Source organism: Bradyrhizobium sp. WSM471 (assembly GCF_000244915.1).
Lineage (GTDB): Bacteria > Pseudomonadota > Alphaproteobacteria > Rhizobiales > Xanthobacteraceae > Bradyrhizobium.
In genome coordinates this window covers 7,386,507-7,399,090 of sequence record NZ_CM001442.1, presented here as the reverse complement: position 1 = coordinate 7,399,090, position 12,584 = coordinate 7,386,507, and the positions used below count along the sequence as shown (strand labels likewise).

Sequence of the window (12,584 nt, the reverse complement as noted above, 5' to 3'; positions counted from 1 at the left end):
CCAGCTGCTCGTCAAGATCGAATCGGCTGCCCGATTCCCAGCAAGTTACCTTCGCTGTCGCGGAACCACGCGCCCCGCTCACCGATACCCTTGCTGGGGTAATTCCCGGTAATCGCGGCAATTCCATCAACGGTCTTCAAGCCGGGTAGGTCATATTCCTCGAACTCGACTCCCCGCACGCGAAGCTCGCGCACCGTTGCCTCGATATCCTCGACTTCCCAGCCCATCTGTGTGTGCGTGCCGAATGGCCGTCCGGCCGAGATGAATATCGCAAACTCGCCAGTCGCACAGACGTAGCGGAGTCCACCCTCGCGCTGTTCGACCGGCTCGAGCCCGAGCTTTTCCGAATAGAACGCTCGCGCCCGATCCAGGTCTTTGGCTGGAAGCCGGGTTGCCACCTTCGCGTTCCCAAGCATGCCTCTCCCCTTTTTTTAGTCTTAAGCTTGCGTAGGATGGGTAAAGCACTTGCGAAACCCATCACCATTCGTCATCGAGCAAGTCTTCCATGGTTTTTGCTTCGCTTTACTCATCCTACGAACTTTCCGGCACCGTAGGCTTCGAATAGGAAAATAACATGGCTCAAGCCGGAGAAAATGGAAGACTCGCGGCGTTCAAGCACCACGCCAAGGTGCACTCCTTCAGAGTTAGCACTGCTTTGCTGACTTGGATTTTGCTCGGCGCTACGCTCTTTTACAAGCCTGAGTGGGTCCGATGGGCCCTGCGAACCGGCACGCACGGTATTGAAGCTGTCGGCGATGCGCTTCCTGGTTATTGGGGCGCTCAGGCCGAGATTGTTTTACGTGAACTCGGTGGTTTCCTTTGGATCCAGATCACGGCCGCGATCCTGTTTGTCAGGTTCGTGTTTTGGCTGATCGCGGCCTCATGGCGCCGTGGTCGGCGGTAGATCTAGTCAGCGCGTAGGATGGCTAGAGCGAAGCGCAACCCATCATGTTTCGTCACCGAGCAATGCTATGCATTTCTTGGCTAAATCTGACCGTAGCTCTCGCTCGCGCGATGTCCGCAAGTGACCCAAAGCGGACCTCGCGTTCATGGAAAATTGAGTATTGGTCGTTGCCGCGGTTGACGTTCCACTTAAGAGCCTCGTAACCAAGGGCGCAAATGGCCAGCGCCGGAGCAGCCGCATGAGCCCTATCTGGAAGACGGCGGTCCTAGCTTTCCTTGTCGCTAGTTCAATTTCGATCGCGCGGTGCGAAGAAGCGATAAAGCGAGCCTCGGACGGGAGATATCTTGTTGACTTGAATGGCGTGACCGTTGCGCTGCCGGATGAGGACCCAAAGGATCAACAGACTGGCTTCTATGTAGCAAGCCCGCCAGGCAAAAGCCCATTTCACTTCTACCTCAACGACCTTCTACGTGATCCTGAACGATTGGCGGCCCGATTGCGCTCCGCAGAATGGGTCTCTGTAAGTGTAGGGTCATCAACCAACCACCCGCGTGAAATCATAGGCGTTTCCGTAGTAAAGGGAGTGAACCGGGCCAGCATCCTTGCCGGCGTGGATACGAACTGCGAGGCATGGCAGGCCGATTGGGCTCGCTATCGAAAGGTGGCTATCGGCCTACCTGCCGACGAATACGGATGGACCAGACAAGACCAAGCGAGGTCCCCTTACGGCAGCATGTTCATCAAGTTTCTGGACGCAGGTGGTCGGGAGCAAACCCGATATTATCCGGTGCATTGCGACTTCGCAGGCGGCTGTTCTCTTTGGGCCTGCCACGACGGGCTTACACAGAGAATTACATTCTACTCGTCGAACAAGCCGAAGGGCGAGGACTACTCCGTGAAGGAGTTCGACCGGCAGATCGCCAGCGGGAAGACCGTGCTTGAGCGTCTACTCGTGAACAGGTCGGTTGATCTATCCCATCCTTAGTTGTCGTAACGCGAGGTCCGCTTGTGGCCCATAGCGGAAGTCCGCTGGATGTCGGTTTGTGTCCCCTTCCAGATGTGGGCGATATACGTGTTTAGGCCCACGATGTGCGCCAATCTGACCCATCGGGCAAAACACCCCGCCTCTCCAAAACCCCGTCAATCCCCCGCCCAAAAAATATTCCACTTTACCGAAATTCGGAATCGCAGTATCAATCCGCCATCCCGGTCCAGGGAGAGGGGCGATCGTCCGTCGTAACGAACGTGGATCGGGGTGTGGTGGACGCGGCAGCGTCGGGCACGAAGACGGGGCCAGGGCGAGATGAACCTCGTGAGGTCTTGTCTAGCGTGCGGACGACCGGCGCCAACGCCCTGCGAAGCCCTTTTGGGCGAAGCAGGACGTGTCCGGCGAAGCCTCTTGGCGAAGCCGGATCGCTGCGTACGGCAAAATCGTGTGGTCCTGGCCGTCGTTGCTACGGTCAAGCCTTGCGGAGATGGATCGGGGCTCTACCGAGTCTCAATGCATCGTCAATTTGCAAGGCGACGGTGACAAAAAGGAACTCGTCGCCGGGGAGAGCGCGGCATAAGCCGTCAACCCACTGCGCAGGGAAGGCCGAGTGTTCGGCGTCACCTGTATGCTGCTGTGCGGTCTCTTTGCGCTACATCTTTGCGCAGCGGACCGCGGGTGCCAGCCGGCACCCGGTCTTCCCTGCGCCCTCTTCACGGAAGAGGGTCAAGGTAGAAGCAAACCTCGGGCAGCTCATGCCGCGAGAAGGCTGCTTCATGTGCGATTTGAGCGAGGGAATGGTGCTGCCAGACAGGATTGAACTGTCGACCTCTCCATTACCAATGGAGTGCTCTACCACTGAGCTACGGCAGCATGTGCTGGGGTAAGAATCGGCCGCCACGAGGGGCCTACCAAGCGGGCCGATATCTGCCACAAGCCCCCCTCCTGTGCAAGCTTGCTAGCTCCGCCAAAGCGATAAAATCGGGTCGATATCGGGGCCAAAATGCCTGTTTTGGCTCGAAACGGCCGACTTTCCGCGGATTCGGTTCCGATATCCCCACCCAACTGGCCAGTTGCCCGACGCGCCGGATTCGATCCATTTCGATTTTCGCACGATCGGATCGCGCGGGGCCTCTTGAGCTGCCTTATTCCTCGGGCATGTTATCGCCGATCGCTGTAATGGACCGGTGATGGCAGACGAGAACGACAAGAGCGAGCGGCAGGATTCGCGACAGGACTCGCGGCAGGCGACCCGCGACGACCGGCTCAAATCGGCGCTGCGCGAAAACCTGAAGCGGCGAAAGATGCAGGCGCGCGAACGGGCCGCAAGTGGCGGCCCCTCGCAGAACGAAGATGATTCCCTAAATGAGGGGACCGCCGGCAAAGCCGGCGACTAGGATTTTTTGGAGTGCATGGACGTGGCAATGGGGCAGGACGAATCGCAACGACCCGAGAGTGACGCGCAGATGTCGCGGTTCACTCGCCCTGAACAGACCTTTCCGACGCTGACATCAGCCGAGATCGAGCGTGTCAGACATTTCGGCGAGGTCCGCAACTATGCCGATGGGGAATTCCTGTTCGAAACCGGGAAGTCCGGGCCGGGCATGTTCGTCGTGCTGAAGGGCCATGTCGCCATCACCCAGCGCGACGGCCTTGGCCATGTCACCCCGTTGATCGACCAGGGGCCGGGGCAATTTCTAGCCGAGCTGAGCCAGCTCTCGGGACGGCCGGCGCTGGTCGACGGCCGCGCCGAAGGCGACGTCGAGACGCTGCTGTTGCCGCCGGAGCGGCTGCGCGCGCTGCTGGTTGCCGAGGCCGAGCTCGGCGAGCGCATCATGCGCGCGCTGATCCTGCGTCGGGTCAATCTGCTCCAGGGCGGCGTCGGCGGCGTCGTGCTGATCGGCCCGTCGCATTCGGCAGGCGTGGTGCGGTTGCAGGGTTTCCTCACCCGCAACGGCCAGCCGCATCATCTGCTCGATCCCGCGCGGGATCGCGACGCCGCCGACGTCATCGCGCGTTATTCGCCCAAGCCGGAAGACTGGCCGCTGGTCGTCACACCCGATGGCGCGGTGCTGCGCAATCCCGGCGAAACCGAGCTTGCGCGCGCGATCGGCATGATCGGTGGCCCCCGCAACGACCGCATCTACGACGTCGCGATCGTCGGCTCCGGACCGGCCGGGCTCGCCACCGCCGTGTATGCCGCGTCCGAAGGCCTCTCGGTCGCCGTGCTCGACACCCGCGCCTTCGGCGGCCAGGCCGGCGCCAGCGCGCGCATCGAAAACTACCTCGGCTTTCCGACCGGAATTTCCGGCCAGGCCCTGACCGCGCGCGCCTTCAACCAGGCGCAAAAATTCGGCGCGGAAATCATGATCCCGGTGACGGTGAAGTCGCTCGACTGCACGCGTAAGGACGGCGCGTTTTCGGTGGCGCTCGACGGCTGCGATCCCCTGCATTCGCGCGCGGTCGTGGTCGCCAGCGGCGCGCGCTATCGCCGGCCCGAGATCGAGAACCTCGACAAGTTCGAGGGCCGCGGGGTCTGGTATTGGGCCTCGCCGGTCGAGGCGAAGCTGTGCGCCGGCGAGGAGGTCGCGCTGGTCGGGGCCGGCAACTCGGCGGGGCAGGCCGCTGTTTTCCTCTCCGGACACGCCAAAAAAGTGCTGATGATCATCCGCGGCGGCGGCCTCGGCGCCAGCATGTCGCGTTATCTCATCGAGCGCGTCGAAGCCACGCCGAACATCGAACTGATGTTCAACACCGAGATCACGGCGCTCGAAGGCGACGAGGCCTCGCTGCTGCGGCGCATCCGCTGGAAGAGCCGGCTCTCGAGCGACGAGGATTTCGCCGACATCCGCAATCTCTTCCTGTTCGTCGGCGCCGATCCCGCCACCAATTGGCTCGACGGCTGCGGCGTGACGCTCGATCGCGGCGGCTTCGTCGTGACAGGCGCGCAGTCCGAGCAGAACCAGGGCCGGCTGGTCGCGCCGCTGGAGACCTCCGTGCCCGGCGTCTATGCCGTCGGCGACGTCCGCTCCGGCTCGGTCAAGCGGGTCGGCGGCGCCATCGGCGAAGGCGCGCAGGTCGTGGCCTCCCTGCACGGCTATCTCGGCGACGCCGCAAAACCGGCGCTTTAGTCAAGTAGACCACAAGCAAATGGCAAGGCGAATGTGACTTGCCATCTCGCCGGGTGATGCGTGACTATCTCCCCTCATCCTGAGGAGCGGCCGAAGGCCGCGTCTCGAAGGATGAAGGCCCAGCTGCAAAAGCCGGGCCTTCATGGTTCGAGACGGCGCTCGCGCGCCTCCTCACCATGAGGATCGACAAAGAAAACGCTTAACGGGAGGACTAAATGGCTGAAATCGTCGTGCTGTATAAAACGCCCACGGATGCTGCGGCCTTCGACAAATATTATGCCGAGACCCACATTCCGCTCGCGAAGAAACTTCCAGGCCTGAAGAAGTACGCCATCAGCAAGGGCCCGGTCGGCTCCCCCGCTGGACCTTCCGGAATCCATCTCGTTGCCATTCTCACCTTCGACAGCACGGCCGACATCCAGGCGGCATTCGCTAGCCCGGAAGGTAAGGCGACCGGCGCTGACGTGCCGAAATTTGCCAGTGGCGGCGCCGACCTGTTGATCTTCGACACCAAGGAAGTGTGAGACGCTTCGACTTCGTCAATAGTTGAGAACTCGTAGCCCGGATGGAGCGCAGCGTAATCCGGGGCCATTGCATTTGCATGCGAAAATCCCGGATTACGCTATCGCTCCATCCGGGCTACGCACCACAAACTGCCGTCGTTTGTGACAGCGGTGCAAATAATTCAGCCATGCGTTTTTCGATTCGCACGACGACGCATGGCTGCGCACGCATGTGTGACGCCAGCGCATGTGGCAATCCGATGAGGACCGTAATATCAATCCCGACCTCAATGCGGAGAGTAGGAGAGATGTCATGGTTCTTGGGTTGAGCTTGCCCGCCTTCACGCTGGTTCATGTCATCATCAGCCTGATCGGCATCGCCGCCGGCCTCGTCGTGATGTTCGGCCTGCTCGGCTCGAAGGCGATGCCGGGCCTCACCGCGATTTTCTTAGCGTTCACGATCCTCACCAGCGCCACCGGCTTCCTGTTTCCGTTCAAGGAGCTGCTGCCCTCGCATATCATCGGCATCATCTCGCTGGTCCTGCTCGCGATCGCCTGCCTCGCGCTCTACGGCATGAAGCTCGCTGGTGTCTGGCGCCCGGTCTACATCGTGACCGCGATGATCTCGCTGTATTTCAATGTCTTCGTGCTGGTGATCCAGTCATTCCTGAAGGTGCCGGCGCTCGCCGCGCTCGCGCCCGCCGTGGCACCGAATCCGCCCGGAGGCCCCGTGTTCGCGGTGGTGCAGGGCCTCGTGCTGGTGTTCTTCGTGGTGCTCACCGTCGGCGCCTGGCGCCGCTTCAAGCCGATGGCGTTCGCCTGATCATTCAAGGAGCCTGACAATGCCTATCATCACCACCAAGGACGGCGTCGAGATCTTCTACAAGGATTGGGGAAGTGGCCAGCCGATCGTGTTCAGCCACGGCTGGCCGCTGTCGGCCGACGACTGGGACGCGCAGATGATGTTCTTCGTCACGCGCGGCTATCGCGTCATCGCGCATGACCGTCGCGGCCATGGCCGTTCGTCGCAGGTCGCCGACGGCCACGACATGGATCATTATGCCGATGATCTCGCGGCCGTGACGGCCCATCTCGAGCTCAAGAACGCGATCCATGTCGGCCACTCCACCGGCGGCGGCGAAGTGGTGCATTACATCGCGCGCCACGGCGAGAGCCGGGTGGCGAAGGCCGCGATCCTCTCCGCAGTGCCGCCGCTGATGCTGCAGACCGCGGCCAATCCCGGCGGCCTGCCGAAGAGCGTGTTCGACGATTTCCAGGTGCAACTCGCTGCCGGCCGTTCCAGCTTCTACCGCGACATCGCGGCCGGCCCCTTCTATGGCTACAACCGTCCCGGCGCAAAGCCGTCGGAAGCGGTGATCCAGAACTGGTGGCGCCAGGGCATGATGGGCGGCGCGAAAGCCCATTACGACGGCATCGTCGCGTTCTCGCAAACCGACTTCACCGAGGATCTGAAGAAGATCAATGTGCCGGTGCTGGTGATGCACGGCGACGACGACCAGATCGTGCCTTACGCCGACTCCGCGCCGCTGTCGGCCAAGCTGCTCAAGAACGGCACGCTGAAGACCTACAAGGGTTTCCCGCACGGCATGCCGACGACGCACGCCGAAACCATCAACGCGGACCTGCTGGCGTTTTTCAAAGGGTGAGCGGCCTCACGCCAATATCGCCCTGATCGCATCAAAGGTGCGCTTGACGAAAGCTTCCGGCTCCTCCCGCGCCCCTCCGCCGATCCAGCTCTCGCCGCCGACGCGCATCGCGCCGGTGGCGATCATGGCGACGAGCCGCGCCTTCAGCCGGTCCGATTTGGTTCTGGCGCGCTGGGCGAGCCCTTCGGCCAACGCTCGCTCGAGCTTCTCGTATTTGAGCTGGTCGCGCGCCTGAAGCGCGGGATTGTCGCGCTTGAGCCGCGACATGGCCGCGGCCTCCGCCGGATCGATCCGCTTGAGCGTCGCCGCGATCGCGTTCTCCGCCGCGCTCAGCATGGTTTCGCCCGCCGGCCGCGCCACGACCTCCGCGACCAGCGCGGCGGCGGCGCCTTCCTGCCAGGCCGCGACCACGTCCTCTTTCGAGGCGAAATAATGGAAGAAGCTGCGTCGCGACACGTCCGCCGCGGCCGCGATGTCGTCGATGGTCGTGGCCTCGAAGCCGCGCTCCAGGAAGAGTGCCATCGCCGCGCGGGTCAACCGCTCGCGGGTCGCTTGCAATTTACGCTGGCGCAGGCCGGTGCCATCGGCGGATTTTGCTCCTGCCGGCAACGGCTTGGTGCGCCTGTCGACTGATTTCCCGGCGACCTTCGAAAGCTTCAAATCATTTCACCACTTGCAAAGTTGCACCCAGTGCACATTTAGACCCGTCGCGGGCCCTTTCCCAGCCCGACGGAGCTATGGCATGACCGACTGGACCACGGCAGACATCCCCTCCCTCAGCGGCAAGACTGCCGTCGTGACCGGAGCGACGGGCGGCCTCGGCTACGAAACCGCGATGGCGCTGGCGGGCGCCGGTGCCATTGTCATACTCACGGGGCGCAACGACGCAAAGGGCATGCGCGCGATCGAGGGCATTTGCGAGCGCTTTCCCAATGCGCTGATCGCCTATGAGCATCTCGACCTCGCCAGCCTCGCCTCCGTCGCCGATTTTACCAGGCGCTTTGCCGCCGGCAACGAGCAGCTCGACCTGCTCGTCAACAATGCCGGCGTGATGGCGCTGCCGAAGCGGCAGCAGACGGCGGATGGTTTCGAGATGCAGCTCGGCACCAATTATCTCGGTCATTACGCGCTGACGGCGCAGCTGTTGCCGCAGCTTCGCCGGGCGAAGGCGGCCCGGGTCGTCAACCTCTCGAGCCTTGCGCACCGCTCCGGTTCGATCAATTTCGACGATCTGCAGGCTAGGCATTCCTATCGTCCGTGGCGGGCTTATTGCCAGTCCAAGCTGGCGATGCTGATGTTTTCGCTGGAGTTGCAGCGCCGCAGCCTCGCCGCAGGCTGGGGTCTGACGAGCCTTGCCGCACATCCCGGCTACGCGCGGACCGATCTGATTGCGAACGGGCCGGGAGCGAACACGTTCCAATCGCGGGTGAGCCGGTGGCTGCAGCCCTTCATTAGCCAGTCTGCCGCGGAAGGCGCGCTGCCGACTTTGTTGGCGGCGACCTGGCCGGCAGCGGAGCCCGGCGGCTACTACGGCCCGAACGGGTTTTACGAATTGAAGGGGCCACCGCGGCCGGCGAAGATCATGCCGCAGGCAAAGGATTTCGCCTCGGCAGCCATGCTGTGGGATGTCTCGGCGACGTTGACCGGTATATCCTTCGACGAGATCGCGGCCGCCGCATGAGCCGCGAGCCGGTCGGGGAGGTCCCGATGCAAATCATCATCTTCGGCGCGACCGGCATGGTCGGACAGGGCGTCTTGCGCGAATGCCTGATCGATGCCGGCATCGATCGCGTGCTCGTCGTCGGCCGCAGCCCGACCGGCGTGCGCCACGCCAAGCTCACGGAGATCACGCACGGCGATTTCACGGACTACTCGGCGATCGAAGCGCAGCTCACCGGCTTCGACGCCTGCTTCTTCTGCCTCGGCGTCTCCTCGATCGGCATGAGCGAGGAGCGCTACCGTCGTCTGACCTATGACATCACGCTCGCAGCGGCGGCCGCGCTGGCACGGCTCAATCCGCAGATGACCTTCGTCTATGTCACGGGCGCCGGCACTGATTCTACCGAGCAGGGTTCGCGGATGTGGGCGCGGATCAAGGGCAAGACCGAAAACGATCTGCTCAAGCTGCCGTTCAAGGCGGCCTACATGTTCCGGCCCGGTGCGATCCAGCCGCTCCACGGGGCCCGCTCCAAGACGGCGTGGGTGCAGGCCGTGTATAGGGCAAGTTGGCCACTGTGGTCGGTGCTGCGCCGGCTCTCGTCGCGGCTCGTCACCTCGACCGAGCAGATCGGCCGCGCCATGATCCGGGTTGCGCGGGAGGGGTATCCGCGAAAGGTGCTGGAGATGGAGGATATCAATAGCCTCTAGTCCAGTGGGGCGTTAGTTCTAGGGAAATTTCGCCGCCCGCGCGCGTTGAGCCCGTCCGCCCGAAGCAGAAAGCGCCGTCGATGTCTCCCCAGCTCAAACTGATCGCACTCGACGCCGACGACCTCTCCGTGATCTCGGCGCACGTCCAGGACGCCCGCGTGCAGCCCTCGGACATCATCTGGCGGCAAAGCGAAAAGCGGCTGGTCGTCGGCATGAGCCGGTTGGACTGGGAGCAGACGCTGGACGGCGAGGCCGAGCCGCGCAGGCTGGTGGCCGCCCTCCGTTTCGACCGCGTGCTCGCCTGCAAGTCGCGCAACATCGACCTCGACGCGCCGGACACTGTCCTGGACCTCGTCGGCATCGAATTTCATGGCCAGGACGCCCCCGGCGGGAGCGCGCTGCTGCTGTTTGCCCAAGGCGGCGCCATCCGCCTCGACGTCGAATGCCTGGAATGCGAGCTGACTGATCTGGGAGCGGATCAGCTGGGGACGGGGTTGGAGGCTGAAGGCGAGGGGTGAGTGGCATGCCAAGGCCACGCATCCCGCGCTCGTCAGGCGACGCCGGAGGGGAACGGCCCGGCCCAAGGGTTGACGCAGCTTCCCCGCCGCGCCATTGAGCAGGGGCTTGGTGAGCCAAACCGCGCCCCCAAAAACCAGTTAGAAGCCAAGATGCCCGTTCGTCTCGACCGCAGCAGCGCCGATTTTGACCAGCGATTCGGGGCCTTCCTCGCCGCCAAGCGCGAGGCCTCGGCAGACGTCGAGGCGGCCGCGCGTGCCATCGTCGACGACGTGGCGAAGCGGGGCGACGCCGCCCTGCTCGAGGCCACGGCAAAGTTCGACCGGTTGACGCTCGATGCATCCGGCCTGCGCGTCACCGCCGCCGAGATCGAGGCCGCGGTGAAAGCCTGCGATGCAGCGACGCTGGATGCGCTCAAGCTCGCGCGCGATCGCATCGAGACCTATCACAGCCGCCAAATGCCGAAGGACGAGCGCTTCACCGATCAGCTCGGCGTCGAGCTCGGCTGGCGCTACACCGCGATCGAATCCGCCGGCCTCTACGTGCCGGGCGGGACCGCGGCCTATCCGTCCTCGGTGCTGATGAATGCAGTGCCGGCAAAGGTCGCCGGCGTGGCGCGCCTCGTCATGGTGGTGCCCTCGCCCGACGGCAAGCTCAATCCGCTCGTGCTGGCGGCAGCAAAGCTTGGCGGCGTCACCGAGATCTATCGCGTCGGCGGCGCGCAGGCGATTGCCGCGCTCGCGCATGGCACCGCGACGATCGCGCCCGTCGCCAAGATCGTCGGACCCGGCAACGCGTATGTCGCCGCGGCAAAGCGGCTGGTGTTCGGCAAGGTCGGCATCGACATGATCGCCGGTCCCTCGGAGGTGCTCGTCATCGCCGACGACACCGGCAATGCGGACTGGATTGCCGCCGACCTGCTGGCCCAGGCCGAGCACGATTCCAGCGCGCAGTCGATCCTGATCACCGATTCCGCGCGCCTTGCCGCCGATGTCGAAAAGGCCGTCGAGGCGCAGTTGAAGACGCTGCCGCGCGCCGCGATCGCCAGCGCCTCGTGGGCCGATTTCGGCGCCATCATCATGGTGAAGAACCTCGACGACGCCATTCCGCTCGCGGATGCGATTGCCGCCGAGCATCTCGAGATCATGACGCAAGATCCCGACGCGCTCGCCGCAAGGATCCGCAACGCGGGCGCCGTGTTCCTCGGGCCGCATACGCCGGAGGCGATCGGCGACTATGTCGGCGGCTCCAACCACGTGCTGCCGACGGCGCGCTCGGCACGATTCTCGTCGGGGCTCTCGGTGCACGATTTCCTCAAGCGCACCTCGATCCTGAAATGCGGCCCGGATCAGCTGCGTGCGCTGGGTCCGGCCGCGATGATTCTCGGCAAGGCGGAGGGGCTAGATGCCCATTCGCGCTCGATTGGATTGCGCCTCAATTTGTCATGACCCAGCCGCCCGAACAGGACGACTCGCAAAATCGCATCGTCGGCGTCACGCTCGACGAGGACTCGATCGGCCGTTCCGGGCCGGACATCGAGCATGAGCGCGCGATCGCGATCTACGATCTGATCGAGCAGAATCTGTTCGCGCCGGAGGGCGCCGACGGGAAGGGCCCGTTCACGCTCCATATCGGCATCACCGGCAGCCGGCTGATGTTCGACATCCGCCGCGAGGACGGCACGCCCGTGGTCGCGCATCTGTTGTCGCTGACGCCGTTCCGGCGGATCGTGAAGGACTATTTCATGATCTGCGACAGTTACTACCAGGCGATCCGCACGGCGACGCCGGACAAGATCGAGGCCATCGACATGGGCCGCCGCGGTATCCATGACGAAGGATCGCGCACGCTGCAGGAGCGGCTGAAGGGCAAGGTGCGGGTCGATTTCGAGACCTCGCGCCGGCTGTTCACGCTCATTACCGTCCTGCACTGGAAGGGTTAAGCGCGATGGCGGGTCCGCCACGCGCACGCGATCCGCAATCGGTGCTGTTCGCCTGCGCGATGAACAGCGTGCGCTCGCCGATGGCGGAGAGCCTGCTGCGGCACATGTTTCCGCAAGGCCTCTATGTGAAGTCGGCCGGTGCCAGGCGCGGCGAGCTCGATCCGTTCGCGGTGTCTGTGATGGCCGAGCTCGGCCAGGACATCTCCACCCACAAGCCGCAGACCTTCGAGGAGCTGGAGGATTGGGAGGGGCTGAATTTCGACCTGATCATCACGCTCTCGCCGGAGGCGCATCACAAGGCGCTGGAGCTGACCCGCACGCTCGCCGCCGACGTCGAGTATTGGCCGACGCAGGATCCCACCACCATGGAAGGCAGCCGCGACCAGAAGTTGGCTGCCTATCGCGACGTCTGCGACCAGCTTCTGCTGCGCATCCGCCGGCGATTTTCGAAGGTGGGCGCGGCGAACGGGTAGCATTCGGCGCCCGTAACACCCGCGTCACAGACTGCAGGCACACGCATCCTGTACCCGTCGAATCAGTAAAGTCCGGGTTCCCGGGTTGTGAAA

General features: G+C 63.7%; 15 protein-coding genes and 1 tRNA gene. 13 read left to right on the top strand and 3 right to left on the bottom strand.

What is annotated here, in order from left to right:
* Positions 1–11: 11 nt before the first annotated feature.
* Positions 12–416 carry a VOC family protein gene (locus BRA471DRAFT_RS33865; RefSeq protein WP_007615500.1) on the bottom strand — a complete coding sequence of 135 codons (405 nt, stop codon included), beginning with the start codon at positions 414–416 and terminating at the stop codon, positions 12–14.
* A 158-nt stretch (positions 417–574) separates the two neighbouring features.
* On the opposite strand from BRA471DRAFT_RS33865, the gene BRA471DRAFT_RS33860 reads away from it, so the two are divergent.
* Both BRA471DRAFT_RS33860 and BRA471DRAFT_RS38575 read left to right on the top strand, forming a co-directional pair.
* Entirely contained in the window at positions 575–904 is a 330-nt protein-coding gene (locus BRA471DRAFT_RS33860; protein ID WP_007615499.1) for a hypothetical protein, read from the top strand.
* A gap of 238 nt (positions 905–1,142) precedes the next feature.
* Entirely contained in the window at positions 1,143–1,889 is a 747-nt protein-coding gene (locus BRA471DRAFT_RS38575) for a hypothetical protein (protein ID WP_007615498.1), read from the top strand.
* An 801-nt stretch (positions 1,890–2,690) separates the two neighbouring features.
* Here BRA471DRAFT_RS38575 and BRA471DRAFT_RS33850 read toward each other — a convergent pair.
* Positions 2,691–2,765, bottom strand: a tRNA-Thr gene (locus BRA471DRAFT_RS33850).
* Between the two features lie 317 nt (positions 2,766–3,082).
* On the opposite strand from BRA471DRAFT_RS33850, the gene BRA471DRAFT_RS33845 reads away from it, so the two are divergent.
* The 5 genes from BRA471DRAFT_RS33845 (at position 3,083) to BRA471DRAFT_RS33825 (ending at position 7,193) form a co-directional block, all read left to right on the top strand.
* A complete protein-coding gene (locus BRA471DRAFT_RS33845) occupies positions 3,083–3,289 on the top strand; it encodes a hypothetical protein (RefSeq protein ID WP_007615497.1) in 207 nt (68 codons plus the stop codon).
* A gap of 27 nt (positions 3,290–3,316) precedes the next feature.
* Positions 3,317–5,023 (top strand): FAD-dependent oxidoreductase, encoded by a 1,707-nt coding sequence (locus tag BRA471DRAFT_RS33840; protein WP_007615496.1) that lies wholly within the window; start codon positions 3,317–3,319, stop codon positions 5,021–5,023.
* Between the two features lie 215 nt (positions 5,024–5,238).
* The gene (locus tag BRA471DRAFT_RS33835; protein ID WP_007615494.1) at positions 5,239–5,547 is read left to right on the top strand and encodes an EthD family reductase; all 309 of its coding nucleotides are present in this window, start codon (positions 5,239–5,241) and stop codon (positions 5,545–5,547) included.
* A gap of 292 nt (positions 5,548–5,839) precedes the next feature.
* Positions 5,840–6,349, top strand: coding sequence for a hypothetical protein (locus tag BRA471DRAFT_RS33830; RefSeq protein WP_007615486.1), 510 nt, complete (start codon positions 5,840–5,842; stop codon positions 6,347–6,349).
* Between the two features lie 19 nt (positions 6,350–6,368).
* Positions 6,369–7,193 carry an alpha/beta fold hydrolase gene (locus BRA471DRAFT_RS33825; RefSeq protein ID WP_007615482.1) on the top strand — a complete coding sequence of 275 codons (825 nt, stop codon included), beginning with the start codon at positions 6,369–6,371 and terminating at the stop codon, positions 7,191–7,193.
* 6 nt (positions 7,194–7,199) lie between these two features.
* Here BRA471DRAFT_RS33825 and BRA471DRAFT_RS33820 read toward each other — a convergent pair whose 3' ends face one another.
* Complete coding sequence (locus BRA471DRAFT_RS33820) at positions 7,200–7,853, bottom strand: TetR/AcrR family transcriptional regulator (RefSeq protein ID WP_007615481.1); 654 nt, start codon at positions 7,851–7,853, stop codon at positions 7,200–7,202.
* A gap of 82 nt (positions 7,854–7,935) precedes the next feature.
* Between BRA471DRAFT_RS33820 and BRA471DRAFT_RS33815 the strand changes: the two genes are divergently transcribed.
* The 6 genes from BRA471DRAFT_RS33815 to BRA471DRAFT_RS33790 all read left to right on the top strand — a co-directional run bounded on the left by BRA471DRAFT_RS33815 (position 7,936) and on the right by BRA471DRAFT_RS33790 (position 12,491).
* On the top strand, positions 7,936–8,874 hold the full coding sequence (locus tag BRA471DRAFT_RS33815; RefSeq protein ID WP_007615480.1) for an SDR family oxidoreductase: 939 nt from the start codon (positions 7,936–7,938) through the stop codon (positions 8,872–8,874).
* A gap of 26 nt (positions 8,875–8,900) precedes the next feature.
* Positions 8,901–9,560, top strand: coding sequence for an NAD(P)H-binding protein (locus BRA471DRAFT_RS33810; RefSeq protein WP_007615476.1), 660 nt, complete (start codon positions 8,901–8,903; stop codon positions 9,558–9,560).
* 80 nt (positions 9,561–9,640) lie between these two features.
* Positions 9,641–10,078 (top strand): DUF2948 family protein, encoded by a 438-nt coding sequence (locus BRA471DRAFT_RS33805; protein WP_007615475.1) that lies wholly within the window; start codon positions 9,641–9,643, stop codon positions 10,076–10,078.
* A gap of 150 nt (positions 10,079–10,228) precedes the next feature.
* Entirely contained in the window at positions 10,229–11,524 is a 1,296-nt protein-coding gene (gene hisD / locus BRA471DRAFT_RS33800; protein WP_007615474.1) for a histidinol dehydrogenase, read from the top strand.
* On the top strand, positions 11,521–12,018 hold the full coding sequence (locus tag BRA471DRAFT_RS33795; RefSeq protein WP_007615473.1) for a UPF0262 family protein: 498 nt from the start codon (positions 11,521–11,523) through the stop codon (positions 12,016–12,018). The genes hisD and BRA471DRAFT_RS33795 overlap by 4 nt, the downstream gene beginning before the upstream one ends.
* 5 nt (positions 12,019–12,023) lie before the next feature.
* Positions 12,024–12,491 carry a low molecular weight phosphatase family protein gene (locus BRA471DRAFT_RS33790; RefSeq protein ID WP_007615472.1) on the top strand — a complete coding sequence of 156 codons (468 nt, stop codon included), beginning with the start codon at positions 12,024–12,026 and terminating at the stop codon, positions 12,489–12,491.
* Positions 12,492–12,584 lie beyond the last annotated feature (93 nt).

Coding starts and splice junctions, on each gene's coding strand:
- BRA471DRAFT_RS33865 (WP_007615500.1), bottom strand. CDS start 416: ATGCTTGGGAACGCGAAGGTGGCAACCCGGCTTCCAGCCAAAGACCTG.
- BRA471DRAFT_RS33860 (WP_007615499.1), top strand. CDS start 575: ATGGCTCAAGCCGGAGAAAATGGAAGACTCGCGGCGTTCAAGCACCAC.
- BRA471DRAFT_RS38575 (WP_007615498.1), top strand. CDS start 1,143: ATGAGCCCTATCTGGAAGACGGCGGTCCTAGCTTTCCTTGTCGCTAGT.
- BRA471DRAFT_RS33845 (WP_007615497.1), top strand. CDS start 3,083: ATGGCAGACGAGAACGACAAGAGCGAGCGGCAGGATTCGCGACAGGAC.
- BRA471DRAFT_RS33840 (WP_007615496.1), top strand. CDS start 3,317: ATGGGGCAGGACGAATCGCAACGACCCGAGAGTGACGCGCAGATGTCG.
- BRA471DRAFT_RS33835 (WP_007615494.1), top strand. CDS start 5,239: ATGGCTGAAATCGTCGTGCTGTATAAAACGCCCACGGATGCTGCGGCC.
- BRA471DRAFT_RS33830 (WP_007615486.1), top strand. CDS start 5,840: ATGGTTCTTGGGTTGAGCTTGCCCGCCTTCACGCTGGTTCATGTCATC.
- BRA471DRAFT_RS33825 (WP_007615482.1), top strand. CDS start 6,369: ATGCCTATCATCACCACCAAGGACGGCGTCGAGATCTTCTACAAGGAT.
- BRA471DRAFT_RS33815 (WP_007615480.1), top strand. CDS start 7,936: ATGACCGACTGGACCACGGCAGACATCCCCTCCCTCAGCGGCAAGACT.
- BRA471DRAFT_RS33810 (WP_007615476.1), top strand. CDS start 8,901: ATGCAAATCATCATCTTCGGCGCGACCGGCATGGTCGGACAGGGCGTC.
- BRA471DRAFT_RS33805 (WP_007615475.1), top strand. CDS start 9,641: ATGTCTCCCCAGCTCAAACTGATCGCACTCGACGCCGACGACCTCTCC.
- hisD (WP_007615474.1), top strand. CDS start 10,229: ATGCCCGTTCGTCTCGACCGCAGCAGCGCCGATTTTGACCAGCGATTC.
- BRA471DRAFT_RS33795 (WP_007615473.1), top strand. CDS start 11,521: ATGACCCAGCCGCCCGAACAGGACGACTCGCAAAATCGCATCGTCGGC.
- BRA471DRAFT_RS33790 (WP_007615472.1), top strand. CDS start 12,024: ATGGCGGGTCCGCCACGCGCACGCGATCCGCAATCGGTGCTGTTCGCC.